General features: G+C 63.2%; 18 protein-coding genes. 12 read left to right on the plus strand and 6 right to left on the minus strand.

Features of this window, described 5'->3' with window-relative positions; genetic code table 11:
- Positions 1-56 precede the first annotated feature (56 nt).
- Positions 57-1,394, minus strand: a complete 1,338-nt coding sequence (locus WIN67_RS28480) for a nucleobase:cation symporter-2 family protein (protein ID WP_339070349.1) — start codon at positions 1,392-1,394, stop codon at positions 57-59.
- Between the two features lie 181 nt (positions 1,395-1,575).
- On the opposite strand from WIN67_RS28480, the gene WIN67_RS28485 reads away from it, so the two are divergent.
- The 4 genes from WIN67_RS28485 (at position 1,576) to WIN67_RS28500 (ending at position 3,602) form a co-directional block, all read left to right on the plus strand.
- Positions 1,576-2,490 carry a LysR family transcriptional regulator gene (locus tag WIN67_RS28485; protein ID WP_102881103.1) on the plus strand — a complete coding sequence of 305 codons (915 nt, stop codon included), beginning with the start codon at positions 1,576-1,578 and terminating at the stop codon, positions 2,488-2,490.
- Positions 2,491-2,589: 99 nt separating this feature from the next.
- Positions 2,590-2,844, plus strand: coding sequence for a type II toxin-antitoxin system RelE family toxin (locus tag WIN67_RS28490; protein ID WP_102881104.1), 255 nt, complete (start codon positions 2,590-2,592; stop codon positions 2,842-2,844).
- Positions 2,828-3,151: a helix-turn-helix domain-containing protein gene (locus WIN67_RS28495; protein ID WP_110652400.1), complete on the plus strand. Its 324-nt coding sequence runs from the start codon at positions 2,828-2,830 to the stop codon at positions 3,149-3,151. The genes WIN67_RS28490 and WIN67_RS28495 overlap by 17 nt, the downstream gene beginning before the upstream one ends.
- 34 nt (positions 3,152-3,185) lie before the next feature.
- Complete coding sequence (locus tag WIN67_RS28500; protein ID WP_213665190.1) at positions 3,186-3,602, plus strand: DUF3010 family protein; 417 nt, start codon at positions 3,186-3,188, stop codon at positions 3,600-3,602.
- A 204-nt stretch (positions 3,603-3,806) separates the two neighbouring features.
- Here WIN67_RS28500 and WIN67_RS28505 read toward each other — a convergent pair whose 3' ends face one another.
- Positions 3,807-4,982: an AAA family ATPase gene (locus WIN67_RS28505; protein WP_102881107.1), complete on the minus strand. Its 1,176-nt coding sequence runs from the start codon at positions 4,980-4,982 to the stop codon at positions 3,807-3,809.
- 68 nt (positions 4,983-5,050) lie between these two features.
- Positions 5,051-6,010, minus strand: coding sequence for a GlxA family transcriptional regulator (locus tag WIN67_RS28510; RefSeq protein ID WP_339070350.1), 960 nt, complete (start codon positions 6,008-6,010; stop codon positions 5,051-5,053).
- 194 nt (positions 6,011-6,204) lie between these two features.
- Between WIN67_RS28510 and WIN67_RS28515 the strand changes: the two genes are divergently transcribed.
- The 5 genes from WIN67_RS28515 (at position 6,205) to WIN67_RS28535 (ending at position 11,020) form a co-directional block, all read left to right on the plus strand.
- Positions 6,205-7,149 (plus strand): choline ABC transporter substrate-binding protein, encoded by a 945-nt coding sequence (locus WIN67_RS28515; RefSeq protein ID WP_110652401.1) that lies wholly within the window; start codon positions 6,205-6,207, stop codon positions 7,147-7,149.
- Positions 7,150-7,237: 88 nt separating this feature from the next.
- Positions 7,238-8,125 carry a 3-keto-5-aminohexanoate cleavage protein gene (locus WIN67_RS28520; protein ID WP_110594401.1) on the plus strand — a complete coding sequence of 296 codons (888 nt, stop codon included), beginning with the start codon at positions 7,238-7,240 and terminating at the stop codon, positions 8,123-8,125.
- Between the two features lie 157 nt (positions 8,126-8,282).
- Entirely contained in the window at positions 8,283-9,248 is a 966-nt protein-coding gene (locus tag WIN67_RS28525; RefSeq protein WP_110652403.1) for an L-carnitine dehydrogenase, read from the plus strand.
- 109 nt (positions 9,249-9,357) lie between these two features.
- Positions 9,358-9,834, plus strand: a complete 477-nt coding sequence (locus WIN67_RS28530) for a thioesterase family protein (RefSeq protein WP_110652404.1) — start codon at positions 9,358-9,360, stop codon at positions 9,832-9,834.
- 25 nt (positions 9,835-9,859) lie between these two features.
- Complete coding sequence (locus tag WIN67_RS28535; protein ID WP_110652405.1) at positions 9,860-11,020, plus strand: gamma-butyrobetaine dioxygenase; 1,161 nt, start codon at positions 9,860-9,862, stop codon at positions 11,018-11,020.
- 252 nt (positions 11,021-11,272) lie between these two features.
- On the opposite strand, the gene WIN67_RS28540 is transcribed toward WIN67_RS28535, so the two are convergent.
- The gene (locus tag WIN67_RS28540) at positions 11,273-11,701 is read right to left on the minus strand and encodes a DUF4952 domain-containing protein (protein ID WP_110594394.1); all 429 of its coding nucleotides are present in this window, start codon (positions 11,699-11,701) and stop codon (positions 11,273-11,275) included.
- Positions 11,702-12,014: 313 nt separating this feature from the next.
- Between WIN67_RS28540 and WIN67_RS28545 the strand changes: the two genes are divergently transcribed.
- Positions 12,015-12,278: a hypothetical protein gene (locus WIN67_RS28545; protein ID WP_025131152.1), complete on the plus strand. Its 264-nt coding sequence runs from the start codon at positions 12,015-12,017 to the stop codon at positions 12,276-12,278.
- A 65-nt stretch (positions 12,279-12,343) separates the two neighbouring features.
- Positions 12,344-12,790 carry an aminoglycoside 6'-N-acetyltransferase gene (gene aac(6') / locus WIN67_RS28550; RefSeq protein ID WP_102881115.1) on the plus strand — a complete coding sequence of 149 codons (447 nt, stop codon included), beginning with the start codon at positions 12,344-12,346 and terminating at the stop codon, positions 12,788-12,790.
- Here the strand turns inward: aac(6') and WIN67_RS28555 are convergent, their stop codons facing one another.
- Together WIN67_RS28555 and WIN67_RS28560 are read right to left on the minus strand one after the other, a co-directional pair.
- A complete protein-coding gene (locus WIN67_RS28555) occupies positions 12,791-13,894 on the minus strand; it encodes a GlxA family transcriptional regulator (protein WP_060841469.1) in 1,104 nt (367 codons plus the stop codon).
- Between the two features lie 447 nt (positions 13,895-14,341).
- The gene (locus WIN67_RS28560; RefSeq protein ID WP_102881116.1) at positions 14,342-15,718 is read right to left on the minus strand and encodes an L-serine ammonia-lyase; all 1,377 of its coding nucleotides are present in this window, start codon (positions 15,716-15,718) and stop codon (positions 14,342-14,344) included.
- Positions 15,719-16,145: 427 nt separating this feature from the next.
- On the opposite strand from WIN67_RS28560, the gene WIN67_RS28565 reads away from it, so the two are divergent.
- The gene (locus tag WIN67_RS28565) at positions 16,146-17,093 is read left to right on the plus strand and encodes a choline ABC transporter substrate-binding protein (RefSeq protein ID WP_213665193.1); all 948 of its coding nucleotides are present in this window, start codon (positions 16,146-16,148) and stop codon (positions 17,091-17,093) included.
- The last annotated feature ends 26 nt before the right edge of the window (positions 17,094-17,119 follow it).

Consider the following 17,119-nt stretch of genomic DNA (forward strand, 5'->3'; position numbering starts at 1 on the left):
TGACCTCCTTTTCATGGACAGGGGCCCGCCGAAAAAAGCGGGCCTGATAGCCGTCTTCAGTCACCAAGCCCGGCCTGGGCGGCCAGTTCTTGGGCCGCAGACATGCGGGGATTGAGCAGCAGGTTGAGCACGATGGCGGTGAGGGCGCCGAGGAAGATGCCGCTTTCCAGCAACAACTTGAGGGGGCCGTGGGCCTGGGCGAACAACGAAGGAAAGGACATCGGCAGCACGCCGACACTGACCGACACGGCGACGATGATGCCGTTGCCAGTGCCCTCGAACCTCACCCGTGACAGCTCCTGGATGCCGGCCACGGTGGTCATGCCGAACATGACGATGGCGCAGCCCCCCAGTACCGGGGTCGGCACCGCAGCCACCAGCGCCCCGAGCTTGGGAAACAGCCCCATGAGCACCATGATCGCGCCGGCTGCCGCCACCACGAAGCGGCTCTTGATCTTGGAGAGCGCGATCAGTCCGGTGTTCTGGGTAAAGGCGTTGTAGGGGAAGCTGTTGAACAGGCCGCCGAGCAGGGTGGACAGGCCGTCGGCGCGAAAGGCGTCGCCCAGGGTGCGCTGGGTGGTCGGCTTGCCGGTGAGCTTGCCAATGGCCAGGCAGTTGCCGGTGGTCTCGGCCATGATCACCAGCATCGCCAGGGTCATGATCAGGATCGGCATCAGGGAGAATTGCGGAACCCCGAAGGCCATGGGCGGGCTCAGCTCGAACCATGCCGCTTCGCCCACCTGGGTAAAGTGGGTCATGCCGCAGGCCGCAGCGATCAGGCTGCCCACCAGCAGCCCGATCAGCACACTGAGGTTGCCGATAAAGCCGGAGAACTTGCCATAGATCACCAGGGTCACCGCCACCGTGGCCAGCCCCAGCAACAGGTTGGCCGGTGCGCCGAAATCCTCGGCGGCGGGGTTGCCGCCCCCCAGCCAGACGGCCGCCGCCGGCATCAAAGAAATGCCGATGATGGTGATCAGACTGCCGATCACCACCGGTGGAAAGAACCTCAGCAGACGGCTGAACAGCGGAGCCATGGCAATGGTCAGGACCCCGGCGGCGATTACCGCGCCGAACACCTCGGCCAGGCCGAACTGCTTGCCGATCATGATCATCGGCGCCAGGGCAATGAAGGAGCAGCCCTGGATCAACGGCAAGCGTGCGCCGAAGCGCCAGAAGCCCAGGGTCTGGATCAGGGTGGCAACGCCGGACGTCAACAGGTTGGCGTTGATCAGTAAAACCACCTGGGCCGCAGTCAAGCCCAGGGCATTGCCTAGAATCAACGGCACCGCCACCGCACCGGCATACATCACCAGCACATGCTGCAGGCCGAAGGTGAACAACTGGCGAACGGGCAGGACCTCGTCCACTGGGTGAACCCGGGGAATGTTCATGTCGCAGATCTCCTGAAAGTGCAGCTCTTGTTGTTGTTCTGGCAGGCATCCGGGGGCAATGCCCCGGCAGGATGTACGAACGTCGGCGCCCATGATCTGTGCTTGAATACGATGCAACAAATGAGCAGCCATCGTTTTTAACGATGGATTGGACAGCCCTGTCCTGGGGGCGGGAGACGCGATGCGCTTTTCACTGGAACAACTGCAGATGTTCGTTCAGGCCGCACAAACCGGCTCGTTCTCGGCCGCTGCCCGCAAGCTGGGCAAGACCCAGTCCACGGTCAGCGTGGCCATTGCCAACCTGGAGGCCGACCTGGGGGTGGAGCTGTTCGACCGCAGCAGCCGCAGCCCGGTGCTGACCGCCAGCGGAAAGAAGATGCTGCTGCAGGCCGAGGCGGTGCTGGAGCGCTGCCTGACCCTGCAAGCCAATGCCGACTGCCTGTCGGAGGCGCTGGAACCGCAGTTGTCCATCGTGATCGAAACCCCTTACGGCCCGCTGATGCCGGTCTTGCGCGAGTTCGAGCAGGCCTTCCCCTATGTCGACCTGCTGATCCGTCATCCGCTGTCCGGAGATGCCAGTGAGCTGGTGGCCCGTGGCGATGCGGTGCTGGGGATCGCCTTTTCGCAACCGGGCTATCCCCAGGAGCTGGAGTTCCAGCAGATGGGCAAGTTGATCATGTTGCACGTCTGCCACCCGGATCATCCCCTGGCCCGGCTGGACAACGTGACCTTCGACGACCTGCATGGGCATCGACGCCTGGCCTTCAGCGCCCACGCCGACAAGCTGCCCAGCAGCGAGTACCTGCGCTGCAGCCAACTGTGGCAGGCGGAAAACTACCTGGCGCTGCTGGAAATGGTCCGCGCCGGCCTGGGCTGGGCCACCCTGCCCCGGCAACTGATCCAGCGTGAACTGGCCAAGGGCGAGCTGGTGGAACTGCAACTGGGGGCCTATCCCCACACCGACTGGCTGGTGGGCGTGGACCTGCTCTGGGCCCGGCAACGGGTGATGGGCAAGGCCGAACGCTGGCTCAAGGAACGCCTGCTGCGGCACAAGGTGTACGAAGTGGATCGGCGCGGACAGTCCACGACCTGGTAACGCTGGCGCGGGCAACAAAGGGACAAGGTTCTAGGCTTGGCCGGACAGCAAATATAAGCAAGGATTCGCAATCCTTATAAAAGGCTTATATAGTCCGCCATGAACGAAATCCTCTGGAGTCGAAAAGCGGTCAAGCAGTTGATGCGACTGCACCACGAGCATCAGGTCCAGGTTCGTGATGCGATCGCCCTGCTGGCCGACATGCCCGCCAGTGGCAACGTCAAAGCCCTGTCCGGCCACACCTATGCCTATCGCCTGCGGGTTGGCCAGTACCGCGTGCTGTTTGATTGGGACGGGGTTATCCATATCGTCAGTGTTCAAGAGGTCAAAAAACGTGATGAACGCACCTACTGACATCCAGATCATCCACGGCCCGGACGGCAAGCCTGCGTTCGTGGTGATTCCCTACGCGCAGTACGTTGCGCAGCAGAATGAGCCTGATCTGATCCCCCATGGCGTGGTCAGTCGCATGGTCGATGGCGCCACGCCGATCCGGGCCTGGCGCGAGTACCTGCACCTGACCCAGGATGAGGTTGCCAAGCGGCTGGGGATCTCTCAGCCGGCCTTCGCCCAACAAGAGAGCGTGGCCCGACCCCGCAAGAGCACCCGGGAAAAAATTGCCGCCGTCTTCGGTATACGCGCCGACCAGCTGGAGCTGTAAGCTGCGCCCCACTCAACGATTGAAAGGGTTACTCATGAGCATCTGCGGTATCGAGATCAAGGGCAGCGAAGCCATCTTCGCCCTCGCCTCCCTGCAAGACGGCGCGCCGTACCACCAGGCGCTGGCCATCAAGAAGATCGCCCTGGAAGACGACGATGACGCGGGCAACGTTCGCGACTTCGCCGCCCGGATCGACGCCTTTGTCCGCGAACACGGGATTACCCGCATCGCCATCAAGAAGCGCAGCAAGAAAGGCGAATTTGCCGGCGGCCCCACCACCTTCAAGATCGAAGGCGTGTTTCAGTTGCTGGATAATTGCGAAGTGACCCTGCTGTCGCCGCAAACCATCAACGCCCAGCACAAGAAGCACAGCTTCGAGCTGGGGGCGAGCCTCAACAAATACCAGCACGAAGCCTACAAGACCGCCTGCGCCGCCTTGCTGAAGAAATGATCCTGAGGCCCTGCTTGGCGGTCTAACGCCAAACATCCAGCGCGCCTGAGACCCTCACCGTTCGCAACGAAACCTGTAGCCGCTGTCGAGCCATGGCGAGGCTGCGACAAGGACCGCAGGGCCTTGCTTGGCGGTCTAACGCAAAACATCCAGCGCGCCTGAGATCCTCGCGTCCCTGCGGGCCGTTCGCAGCCTGCGCAGCGGCTACAGTTGGCGCCGATAATGCTGCAGCCAGTCGGCGAATGAATTGTCTTCCAGGGCATAGGCGCCCCGGCTGGACTTCCACACCAACTCCTTTTCCCGCAGGGCATCGATACAGGCTTGCACCGTCTGGGTGCCCGGTTGCGTATCGCTGCCCATGGCCTGCAACGCCTTGGCCACCGCCGCCAGGGTGTCGTCGGTAAAGGGCGCGAACGGCAGGTTGTTGCGCGAACGCTCCACCATCACTTCCAGCACCGCCCGCTGGGACAGGGTCAGACCGTTCCAGGCGCTTTCGAATTCGCTCCAGACACCGGCGCGGAGAATCTCGGCGCTGCTGCGCAACAACTCGTTGAGCTGGCTCGCCTCCCCCAGCTCCAGGGCCACCTGGCCAATGATGCTGCGGAGCATTTCCGGACGCCGGCCAACCCATTCGAAGGCCTGGTCCAGATCATCGGCATTGAACTGGTTGGTGGGCGCCAGATGAGCGTTCAGATGGGCCGTGTAGGCCTTGGTGAAATCCCGTCCCAACAGCGGGAACGGGGTGATGCTCGAACCAAAGAACGGCTGGTTACGGTTGAGCACCAGATGGGCCAGCTTGTCGCGATTGGACCCGGTGAACACCAGGCGCAAGCCGCTGGTATCCATGTCCCGCCCCTGATTGAGCTGATCCCGGGCCGCCTTGAGCGCGAACATGGCATTCAACCCGGCCTCCGAGCTCAAGGCATGCTGGGCCTCGTCGATTATCAGCACCACCGTCTTGCCCGCGGCGCTGTGGAGCAATTCCAGGGCCTGGGTCAGGGTCGCGCCTTCGGGCAACTGGGACTTGCTGAAATCCCAGGACAGGGTGCGCAGAAAGCTGAGCTTCTCCACCCCGAGGGACTTGGCCAGTTTGCGAATGCCTTTCTCGAAAGGCACCAGCGCCCCGGCAATGGCCGCGGCGATCAGCTCGGCGGGGTCTTTTTCGCGATTGGCCCAAAGGTCGACATAAACCGCCAGCCAGCCACGGCTCTGGCATTCGGGCAGCAGGTCCTCGCGCAGGAAGGTACTTTTCCCGGTGCGCCGCGGCGCCGCCAGGAACAGCCCCGAGCTGTAATCCTGAATCCCCGAACCCACCAGGCCATCGGCAATATTGAGCGCCAGAGCAGGACGACGAAACACGAAACCGGTGTTTTTCGACATGGTTTTATACTCAATTATTGCCAGGACTATAATTTATAGCCGCGAGTATAATTGACTATAAACCCCTGTCAAACCGACTCCCGGCCACTCCCCAGCAGGCGCCGATCTTCACGGGGGCAGTGCACAAAACGCGCGCGGTAGCTGCGGGTGAAGTAGGACGGCGACTCAAACCCGCAGGCGATGCTCACTTCCAGCACGCTCATGTCGGTCTGGCGCAGCAGTTGCCGGGCCTTCTCCAGACGCAGGCCCAGATAGAAGTTGCTCGGGGTGTCGTTCAAGTGCAGGCGGAACAGCCGCTCCAGCTGGCGCCGGGTGACCTTGATCGATTCCGCCAGGGCCAGGGTGCTCAGGGGCGGCTCGCTGTGCTGCTCCATCTCGCCGATCACCTGCACCAGTTTCTTGTTGCTGATGCCATAGCGGCTGGCGACTTCCATGCGCTGGTGATCCTTGCGCGGGCGGATGCGCCCGAGCACGAACTGTTCGCTGACCTGGATCGCCAGTTGCGGGCCGTGGGCCTGGGCGATCAGGTCGAGCATCATGTCGATGGACGCGGTGCCACCGGCACAGGTGATGCGCCGACGATCGATCTCGAACAACTCCTGGGTCACGCTCAACTGTGGATAAGACTCCTTGAAGGCCTCGATGGCTTCCCAGTGCAGGCTCACCCGATGCCCCTCCAGCAGCCCGGATTCCGCGAGAATCACGCTGCCGGTGTCGATACCGCCGAGGGTCACGCCCTCCAGGTCCAGGCGTCGCAACCAGTGTTCCAGGGCGGGACTCAGGCACTTCAACGGCTCGAAGCCGGCCACCACCCACAAGGTTGCGCCCTTCTTCAGCGGCTCCAGGGCCGCGTCAACATTGACCGACATACCGTTGCTGGCCAGCACCGCGCCGCCATCGGCGCTGAGCACATGCCAGCGATACAGCTCGCCACGAAAACGGTTGGCCACCCGCAGTGGCTCGATGGCGGAAATGAAACCGATGGCGGAGAACCCCGGCATCAGCAGGAAGTAGAAGTCCTGGGACATGCAACGCACTCCGGTGACGGCCAGCGTGGGCCCTGTGATACGCCAAATGCCCCCCAGCCACAAGGGGCCAGGTCGCTGCAGTGCAAGAGTCGGTCGCCGCTGTGCGTTTACCGCCGGCGACGCCTGCGTACCTTGAGCTCACCGACGCACCAAGACGCCGGGATCGACAATAACAACCTGCCGAGGGAACCCACATGAAACGACTGATCAGCCGCTGTGTGCTTGCGCTTAGTGGTAGCGTTTTTCTGACGTCGGGAGCCATGGCCGCCGACGCCCCCAGTTGCCAGAACGTGCGGCTGGGCGTGGTCAACTGGACCGACGTGATCGCCACCAGCGCCATGACCCAGGTCCTGCTCGACGGCCTCGGCTACAAGACCAAGCAGACCAGCGCCTCGCAACAGATCATCTTCGCCGGCATCCGCGACCAGCGCCTGGACCTGTTCCTCGGCTACTGGAACCCGCTGATGACCCAGACCATCACCCCGTTCGTCGACGCCAACCAGGTCAAGGTCCTGGCCGAGCCCAGCCTCAAGGACGCCCGCGCTACCCTGGCCGTCCCCTCCTACCTGGCCGACAAGGGCCTGAAGACCTTCGCCGACATCGCCAGGTTCCAGAAGGAGCTGGGGGGCAAGATCTACGGCATCGAGCCCGGCTCGGGAGCCAATACCCAGATCAAGGACATGATCGCCAAGAACCAGTTCGGCCTGGGCAAGTTCCAGCTGGTGGAGTCCAGCGAGGCCGGCATGTTGTCGGCGGTGGCCCGGGCGGTGAAACGCAATGAAGCCATCGTGTTCTTCGGCTGGGCGCCGCACCCGATGAACGTCAACATCAAGATGACCTACCTCAGCGGCAGTGAAAACGCCCTGGGCCCGAACGAGGGCCAGGCCACGGTCTGGACCGTCACCGCGCCGAACTATGCCGAGCAGTGCCCGAACGTGCACCGGCTGCTGACCAACCTGACCTTCAGCGCCGAGGACGAGAGCCGGATGATGCAGCCGCTGCTGGAGCACAAGGACGCCCTGGAGTCCGCCCGGCAGTGGCTCAAGGACCACCCGCAGGACCAGCAGCGCTGGCTGGAAGGGGTGACCACCTTCGATGGCAAGCCGGCCGCCGAACACCTGCAACTGACCAGCAAGTAAGCAACCGCCACTACCGCCCCGCAGCCCGCACCGGGCTGCGCATGGCCACCTCATGCCCCCAGCAAACACGCCTGTAAGGAACCGCACCATGAACCACGACGTCATCATCACCTGCGCACTCACCGGTGCTGGCGACACGACCGCCAAGAGCCCCCATGTGCCGGTCACCCCGAAGCAGATAGCCGCCGCCGCGGTCGAAGCCGCCAAGGCCGGCGCCACGGTGGTCCACTGCCACGTCCGGGACCCTGCGAGCGGCAAGTTCAGCCGTGATGTCGCGCTGTACCGCGAAGTCATGGAGCGCATTCGCGAGGCCGACGTCGACATCATCGTCAACCTCACCGCCGGCATGGGCGGCGATCTGGAGATCGGCGCCGGCGAAAGCCCCATGGAGTTCGGGCCCAACACCGATCTGGTCGGGCCGCTGACCCGCCTGGCCCATGTCGAGGAACTGCTGCCGGAGATCTGCACCCTGGACTGCGGCACCCTCAACTTCGGCGATGGCGACACCATCTACGTGTCCACCCCGGCCCAACTGCGGGCCGGTGCCAGGCGCATCCAGGAGCTGGGGGTGAAAGCCGAGCTGGAGATCTTCGACACCGGGCACCTGTGGTTCGCCAAGCAGATGATCAAGGAAGGCCTGCTGGACAACCCGCTGTTCCAACTGTGCCTGGGCATTCCCTGGGGCGCCCCGGCGGACACCACCACCATGAAGGCCATGGTCGACAACCTGCCGGCGGATGCGGTCTGGGCAGGCTTCGGTATCGGGCGCATGCAGATGCCCATGGCCGCGCAAGCGGTGCTGCTGGGGGGCAACGTGCGGGTCGGCCTGGAAGACAACCTGTGGCTGGATCGCGGCGTGCTCGCCACCAACGGCCAACTGGTGGAGCGGGCCACGGAGATCCTCAGCCGTCTCGGCGCCCGGGTCCTGACCCCGGCCGAAGGCCGCCAGAAAATGGGCCTCAAGCAACGCGGCTGACCCCAATCCACCTCTCTGTGTAGGAGCGAGCTTGCTCGCGAAGAGGCCGTCACATCAGACCCCATAGCAGCCAGCTTGCCGACGCAGGTGCGCGCAAAGCCGCCAAGCGCTTCGCTGGCAAGCCAGCGCCTACAGACTCTTTTTTCAGGAAGACGCGATGACTTTTATCACCAACATCAAAACCTTCGCCGCTCTGGGCAGCGGCGTGATCGGCAGTGGCTGGGTGGCCCGCGCCCTGGCCCACGGCCTGGACGTGGTGGCCTGGGACCCGGCGCCGGGCGCTGAAGCTGCCCTGCGCCAGCGGGTCGCCAACGCCTGGGGCGCCCTGGAACAACAGGGCCTGGCCCCCGGCGCCTCGCCACAGCGCCTGCGCTTTGTCAGCACCATCGAAGAGTGTGTGAAAGACGCCGACTTCATCCAGGAAAGCGCTCCCGAGCGACTGGAGCTCAAGCTGGAACTGCACAGCAAGATCAGCGCTGCGGCCAAGCCCAACGCCCTGATCGGCTCCAGCACCTCGGGCCTGCTGCCCAGCGAATTCTACGAAGGCTCGACCCACCCGCAACGCTGCGTGGTGGGTCACCCGTTCAACCCGGTGTACCTGCTGCCGCTGGTGGAAGTGGTGGGCGGCCAGCACACCGCACCCGAGGCGATACAGGCGGCGATCCAGGTCTATGAATCCTTGGGGATGCGGCCACTGCATGTGCGCAAGGAAGTGCCGGGCTTCATCGCCGATCGCTTGCTCGAAGCCCTGTGGCGCGAAGCCCTGCACCTGGTCAATGACGGGGTAGCGACCACCGGGGAAATCGACGACGCGATCCGCTTTGGCGCCGGCCTGCGCTGGTCGTTCATGGGCACCTTCCTCACCTACACCCTGGCCGGAGGCGACGCCGGCATGCGTCACTTCATGGCCCAGTTCGGCCCGGCGCTGCAACTGCCCTGGACCTACCTGCCGGCCCCGGAGCTGACCGACAAACTGATCGATGACGTGGTCGAGGGCACCGCCGAGCAACTGGGCAGCCACAGCATTTCGGCCCTGGAGCGCTATCGTGATGACTGCCTGCTGGCGGTGCTGGAGGCGGTGAAAACCACCAAGGCCAAGCACGGCATGCACTTTCACGACTAACCCAACCCCTGTAGGAGCTGGCTTGCCAGCGAATAGGCCCTCAAGCCAGGCGCAAACCCAACGGACGCCTGCGCCGGCAAGCCGGCTCCTACCGTTATCCGGTGATCCTATGCCTGCCCTGACCACCTACAGCACCCGCATCATCAAAGACTGGGTCGACTACAACGGCCATCTGCGTGATGCCTTCTACCTGCTGATCTTCAGCTATGCCACCGATGCACTGATGGATCGCCTGGGGCTCGACAGCGACAACCGCGACGCCAGCGGCCACTCACTGTTCACCCTGGAACTGCACCTGAACTACCTGCACGAGGTGAAGCTCGACACCGAGGTCGAAGTCCATACCCGGATCATCGGCCACGACCGCAAGCGCCTGCACCTGTATCACAGCCTGCACAAGGTCGGTGATCCCCAGGAGCTGGCCGGCAACGAACAGATGCTGCTCCACGTCGACCTCGCCGGCCCCCGCTCCGCGCCATTCGACGAAGCGGTGTTGCAGCGCCTGCAAACCATGGCGGCCGAGCAGGCCGAGCTGCCGCGTCCCACCTACATCGGCCGGGTAATTGGCCTGCCAACGGAAAAATGACAACCAGCCCGAAAAGGAGATCGCCGTGAACATCGCCGCCCTTGCCGACTATCGCCGTTATCCGCTGATCAGCCCGTTGAGCGCCGTCCAGGTACTGCCGGACCGGGTCCAGGTGCACTGGGCCGATGGCCGCCTCAGCCCCTTTCACCATCAATGGCTGCGGGACAACTGCCCCTGCCCGGAATGCGTCTACAGCGTGACCCGTGAACAGGTGCTGGAAATCGTCGATGTGGCCGAGGACCTCGGCTGCCACGGGGCGCACATCGACAGCCAGGGCTGCCTGTGCCTCGAATGGTCGGACGGCCACCGTAGCCGCTTCGATCCCGGCTGGCTGCGGGCCCACGCCTATGACGAGCAATCCCGCGAGGAGCGCCGCGCCCACAAGGCGCACAGCCAGTTGTGGGACAGCAGCCTGCAACTACCGGTATTCGAGTATCAGGCCCTGATGGACGATCCTGCGGCTCTGCTGCAATGGCTGCTGGCCCTGCGCGACACCGGCCTGACCCAGGTCCGGGGCGCCCCCACGGAACCCGGTTCGCTGGCGCTGATCGCCCGACGCATCTCGTTTATCCGCGAGAGCAACTTCGGCGTGCTGTTCAACGTGCAATCCAAGGCCGATGCCGACAGCAACGCCTACACCGCTTTCAACCTGCCGCTGCACAGCGACCTGCCCACCCGCGAGCTGCAACCGGGACTGCAGTTCCTGCATTGCCTGGTCAATGACGCCGTGGGCGGTGAAAGTATCTTCGTCGACGGCTTCGCCATCGCCGATGCCTTGCGCCGTGAAGACCCCGAGGCCTTCCTGACGCTGTGTGAAACACCCGTGGAATTTCGCAACAAGGACCGCCACAGCGACTACCGCTGCCTGGCGCCGATCATTGCCCTGGATGCCCTGGGCCGGGTGGCGGAGATCCGCATGGCCAACTTCCTGCGCGGGCCCTTCGACACCTCGGTGGAGCAGATGCCCCGGCTGTATCACGCCTACCGTCGATTTATCGCCATGACCCGGGAGGCGCGCTTCCGAGTGATCCGCCGCCTCGACCCGGGACAACTCTGGTGCTTCGACAACCGCCGGACCCTGCATGCCCGCAACGCCTTCGACCCGTCCAGCGGCGCCCGGCATTTCCAGGGTTGCTACATCGACCGCGACGAGCTGCTCTCCAGGATCCTGGTCCTGCAGCGCTGATCCCCATCCCACCGGCCACCGGCTCCCCGCAGGAGCCGGCTGGCCAGCGAAGCTTGCCGGCAAAACCTCCACAGGCAAAAAAAAGCCCCGATCAAGCCGTGACAGGATCGAGGCAGGGACTACTGCTGAGGAGCTGCGGTGAGAAGGTGACCAAACCAACACGGCGCGAGCTGGTTGCAGTCTGCCCACTCTGCCTGCTCGCGAGTTAGCCGAAAACGACCTGCCCGTAGGCAATAGGGCCATTGCAGGGGTTCAGATGTCCTCGGTATAGAACACCACCGTCACGTAGAAATAGCCGATCTTGTGCCAATCCCGGCGCTGGTTGTAGGGCGTCTCTTCAGAGCCCATGCCGATCTGATAATGACGCCCGGTCTTCTTATCCCTATAGGAAATGAACCCCTTCGTTTCCCAGCCACAGCAGACAAACTTGAGCCCCTCCTGCAGCCCCAGTTCCCGCTGCAGATAGCGCTCTACCTGATGGGCATCCTGACCTTTGACCCGATACCTCGCGGTCAGTGGTGCGCCCTGATCCTCGGGCTGCGACTCACAGTGAAAAAACTCCAGGGATTTCGGCGGATCGGTCATGGCCCGCAAAAAATCGCCACACTCGGTGGCTGCCGCAGCCGCGCTGCAAACCAGCCACAACAAACAGGCCAAACCCAGGTTGAACATCACTTTCATCCACTACAGCTCCCTTTATTTCTGCCCCAACGGCCATCCTGCCAACCCCCGCCGCTTGCGGCGGGGGTCCTTTAGCGCCAGCACGGCTCAATATCCACCCTTATGCAAGCCCGGGCCATCACACGCAAGCGCCGCGAGACTTGATTGACCGTCTTTTTCCAGACGCTGTTGCAACCGGCCATCAGCCATCGAGTTAGCCGAAAACGACCTGTTCATAGGTAAACGGGCCATCGCGACCATCTGCCCTTGCCGCCACCCGGACGGCCAACCAGAATCGACTGACGACCACGTTACCTGAATAAGGATGAGCGTCATGATGCATGCGGATTTGATTGATCAGGACGACCTGCTGGGACAACTCCGGGCCCTGGGTTTCGAGATGCCCGCAGGCGCCAGCGCCGAGCAGGCCTGTGAATGTGCGGTGCGCGGTTTGAGCGATGCACGGGCCAAGGCGCTCAAGGGCATGGTGGAGCAGATGCTCACCGGTAATGCGACCATTCTTCCCGCGGTGCGCCAGGCCATTGATCGCCAGTTGCTGCCGGCCCTGGCCGAGTACCTGCAGCAAAAACGCGCGTGAGTCTCCCTGTGCCCTGAGCGGATTGCTAGAGTGCGCGTCCCTCTGGCGAAAACAGGCAAGCACTCATGATCCCGATACAGCCCGGCTCATCCGCCGACGCGGCCAGCTGGCTGCAATTGCGCCTGGGCCTGTGGCCCGACTGCCCACCAGAGGAGCACCTGGCCGAAATCCGCCAGATGCTGGCCGCCCCCGAGCGCTATGGCTGCTGGCTGGCCTTTGCCCAGAACGGTGAAGCCATCGGCCTGGCCGAGGCGGCGCTGCGCCACGACTACGTCAACGGCACCGAGAGTTCGCCGGTGGTGTTTCTCGAAGGAATCTATGTGGCTCCCGAGCACCGTCGCCAGGGCGTTGCCCAGCAACTGATCGAGCAGGTCAGCCAGTGGGGACGCCAGGCCGGGTGTGTGGAGATTGCGTCTGACACCAGCCTGGACAATCTGGCCAGCCAGACACTGCACCACGCGCTGGGTTTCGAAGAAACCGAACGCGTGGTGTATTTCAAGAAGCGTCTGTGACTACAGCCGCACGCTGGCGAAGGTCGACTCGTTGCGCGCCTGACTCAAGGCCGACAGCGGGCCGGACAGCGGCGCCAGGACCATGGCTTGCGGCAGCGGCATCATCGCCACCTGCTGGGTGGTGTTGGAGCCGATGCGCTCGTCACGGGGCGGAATGCCGAAGTACTCGCGGTAGCACTTGGAGAAGTGTGGCGTAGAGACAAAACCACACACCGACGCCACTTCGATGATCGACATCGGCGTCTGCTTGAGCAGTTGCCGCGCGCGGATCAACCGCAGCTTGAGGTAGTAGCGCGACGGCGAACAATGCAGGTACTTCTGGAACAGCCGCTCCAACTGTCGCCGGGAGACGGCCACGTACACCGCCAGCTCGTCCAGATCGATCGGCTCTTCGAGGTTGGCTTCCATCAGCGCAACGATTTCCTGGAGCTTGGGCTGGTTGGTGCCGAGCATGTGCTTGAGGGGCACGCGCTGGTGATCCTGCTCGTTGCGGATGCGCTCGTAAACGAACATCTCCGAGATCGCCGCTGACAACTCACGGCCATGATCGCGACTGATCAGGTGCAGCATCATGTCCAGTGGCGCGGTGCCGCCGGAGCTGGTGAAACGGTTGCGGTCGAGGGTGAACAGGCGGGTGCTCATGGCGACCCGGGGGAAGGCTTCCTGCATCGACGCCAGGCATTCCCAGTGCACGCTGCAATCGAAGCCGTCCAGCAGACCGGCGCAGGCCAGGGCCCAACTGCCGGTGCACACCGCGCCGAGGCGGCGCGACTGGCGAGCCTGGCTTTGCAACCAGGACACATGTTCACGGGTCACGGTGCGCTGGATGCCGATGCCGCCGCAGACGATCACGGTGTCGAGGCTGGGGGCTTTGTGCATGGAGGCGTCGGGGGTGATTTGCAGACCGTCACTGGCCCAGACCTGACCGCCATCGACGCTGAGGGTGGTCCAGCGATACAGCTCGCGGCCGGACAGTTGGTTGGCCATGCGCAGGGGTTCGACTGCGGAGGCCAGGGAAATCAGCGTGAAATTGTCCAGCAGCAGAAAGCCGATGGATTGAGGCGCACGGTTCTGGGGTTGGGCCCCGGAGTTGAACGACGTCATCGCGATATCTCCTCACACAAAGCGGGTGATGGCCTCAGGCGGAGGCTCTTTTTATGTGCCCTGCGACTCATCGGAGGCGGGCTTGATATTCACAGAGCAATTGCCATGCCTAAAGTTGAATGGGCATTCAATAACTCCTGAAAACGACGTCGCGACGCGTCTATATAGCCCTTGGCAATGTGCGGATAAGAAGCGCCGGAATCACCGCACAGAAGGCGGCAGGCGCAGCGGTGAGCAGTTAGGTAGCACTTGCGCGACCGATGCGTCGGGCCAGGACTGGCGAGTGTCACTCAAAGCACAACCGAGCGACGGACGCCGAGGTCCATCAGCCCGCCTGGCCACTTGTCTATTCACGACGCGCTAAAAGGTGGCGCGCCCCTCCTCTGATGAGCAATTTGGGCGCGCCGCCGTCCCTGTGCAGTAGCCGGCGTAACGCCCCATGCAGACTCAACACTCCACGGCACTCACCGCCAGCCCACCGCGAGAAGTCTCTTTATATTTGTCGTGCATGTCGGCCCCGGTATCACGCATGGTGCGGATCACCCGGTCCAGGGAGATGAAGTGCTGGCCGTCGCCGCGCAAGGCCATCTGCGCGGCATTGATCGCCTTCACCGCGGCAATCGCGTTGCGCTCGATGCAGGGCACCTGCACCAGCCCGCCCACCGGGTCGCAGGTCAGGCCGAGGTTATGCTCCAGGCCAATTTCCGCGGCGTTGCACAACTGCTCGGGCGTGGCCCCGAGAATCTCCGCCAAGCCCGCCGCGGCCATGGCACAGGCCGAACCCACTTCGCCCTGGCAACCGACTTCGGCCCCGGAAATCGAAGCGTTCTTCTTGCACAGGATGCCGATGGCCGCCGCGCCCAGAAAAAAGTCCACCACGTTGGCGTCGGTCACGTCCTCGCTGAACTTCATGAAATAGTGCAGTACCGCCGGAATGATCCCCGCTGCGCCGTTGGTGGGCGCGGTGACCATGCGTCCACCGGCGGCGTTCTCCTCGTTCACCGCCAGGGCGAACAGGTTGACCCACTCCATGGCGCTCAAGGTCGAGCCGATCACATTGGGTTTATTGAGTTCCTGCAGGCTGCGATGCAGCTTGGCCGCGCGCCGACGTACATTGAGCCCGCCGGGCAGGATGCCTTCGTGTTTGAGCCCCTGTTCCACGCAATCCTGCATCGCGCGCCACAGCGTCATCAGGCCGCTGCGGATTTCTTCTTCCGAACGCCAGACCTTCTCGTTGGCCAGCATCAGTTCGGCGACTCGCAGGTTGTGCTTCTGGCACAGGCTGAGCAGTTCCACCGCACTGGAGAAATCGTAAGGCAGCTCGCTACGATCCAGGTCCGCCACGCCGCTACTGGCCTGGGCCTGGTCGACGACAAAACCGCCGCCCACTGAATAATAGGTATCGCGCAACAGCTCCCCGCCTTCACCTTCAGCCACCAGGGTCATGGCGTTGGGGTGAAAGGGCAGGTTTTCGTCCAGCAGGCGCATGTCCCGGGACCAGGTGAACGGCACAGCCAGCCGTCCGTCCAGCAACAGGGTGTGGGTTTCCCTGAGCCGTTCGATACGCGGGCCGATCAGCGACGGGTCGATCGCATCGGGCCACTCCCCCATCAAGCCCATGATCACCGCGTTGTCGCTGCCATGGCCAATGCCAGTGGCCGACAACGAACCGAACAGTTGCACTTCGATCCGCCGCACCTGCTCCAGCAGATGGCGTTCCTTCAATACCTGGACGAATAACGCCGCGGCGCGCATGGGCCCGACGGTGTGGGAACTGGAAGGCCCGATGCCGATCTTGAACAAGTCGAAAACACTGATAGCCATTACTGCGTAACTCCTCGATGAGCACAGTCCAGGCGCTGAAAACGCCCTCTGACGGAGCTGCTACGCTCAAGCTGCAATCCGCCGAGAAGGGCGCATCATCAGGCTTTTACCGCGCCTCGCGACGTCTGACACCGACTCACTCATGTCCACCAACGCCGCCTGGCGCGAGGCTCGGGTTCTGGGCGTTTTTTGCGGCTCAGATGCAGGAAAAAATGCCCGGAAACACTGTAAGCGACCTCACCGACACTGGATGCGACCCTCCCTGTACTGGATACGACGCACCCCGTAGGCGACAGTTTTTCACTGGTACATGATCAGTCTCGACTCGATTGCAAGGCACGGTGGTAGAGCTGTCCCCGGCACACCAACCGCCACACTTATAAGCGCGGTCCATACGCCGCCAAAAAAACATCCAGGAGTCTCCCCTATGAAAGGTTCCCCGTCGTTGTTGTTGGCCGCCATGCTGAGTCTGCCGCTTCTGGCACACGCCGCAGAACCGGAGCAATGCAGCACCGTAAACTTCTCCGATGTCGGCTGGACCGACATCACCGTGACCACCGCCACCACCAGCGTTGTGCTCAACGCCCTGGGCTACAAGACCAAGACCACGATGATTTCCGTGCCGGTGACCTACAAGTCCCTGGCCGACGGCAAGAACATGGACGTGTTCCTCGGCAACTGGATGCCGACCATGGAAAACGACATCAAGCCCTACCGCGACGCTGGCACCGTGGAGACCGTGCGCGCCAACCTGGAAAACGCCAAGTACACCCTGGCAGTTCCCGAGTCGCTGTATGACAAAGGCCTGAAAGACTTCGCCGACATCGCCAAGTTCAAGAAGGAGCTGGACGGCAAGATCTACGGCATCGAGCCGGGCAACGACGGCAACCGCACCATCCAGACGATGATCGACAAGAACGCCTTTGGCCTCAAGGACGCCGGCTTCAAGGTGGTGGAGTCCAGCGAAGCGGGCATGCTGTCCCAGGTTGAGCGCGCTCAGCGTCGCGACACCGCGGTGGTGTTCCTGGGCTGGGAACCGCACCCGATGAACACACGCTTCAAGATGAAGTACCTGACCGGTGGCGACGACTTCTTTGGCCCCAACTTCGGCCAGGCCACCATCTACACCAACACCCGCAAGGGCTACACCACCGAGTGCAGCAACGTGGGCCAGTTGCTGAAGAACCTATCGTTCACCCTGAACATGGAAAGCACCCTGATGGGCAACGTGCTGGACGACAAGATGAAACCTGACGCGGCCGCCAAGGCCTGGCTGAAGAAGAATCCACAGGTGCTCGATACCTGGCTCGCTGGCGTGACCACCATTGACGGTAAACCCGGCCTGGAAGCCGTGAAGGCCAAGCTTGCCCAGTAATCGCTTACGCCGGGCGGGCTTGCCCG

It is taken from the genome of Pseudomonas idahonensis (assembly GCF_037903935.1).
Lineage (GTDB): Bacteria > Pseudomonadota > Gammaproteobacteria > Pseudomonadales > Pseudomonadaceae > Aquipseudomonas > Aquipseudomonas danubii.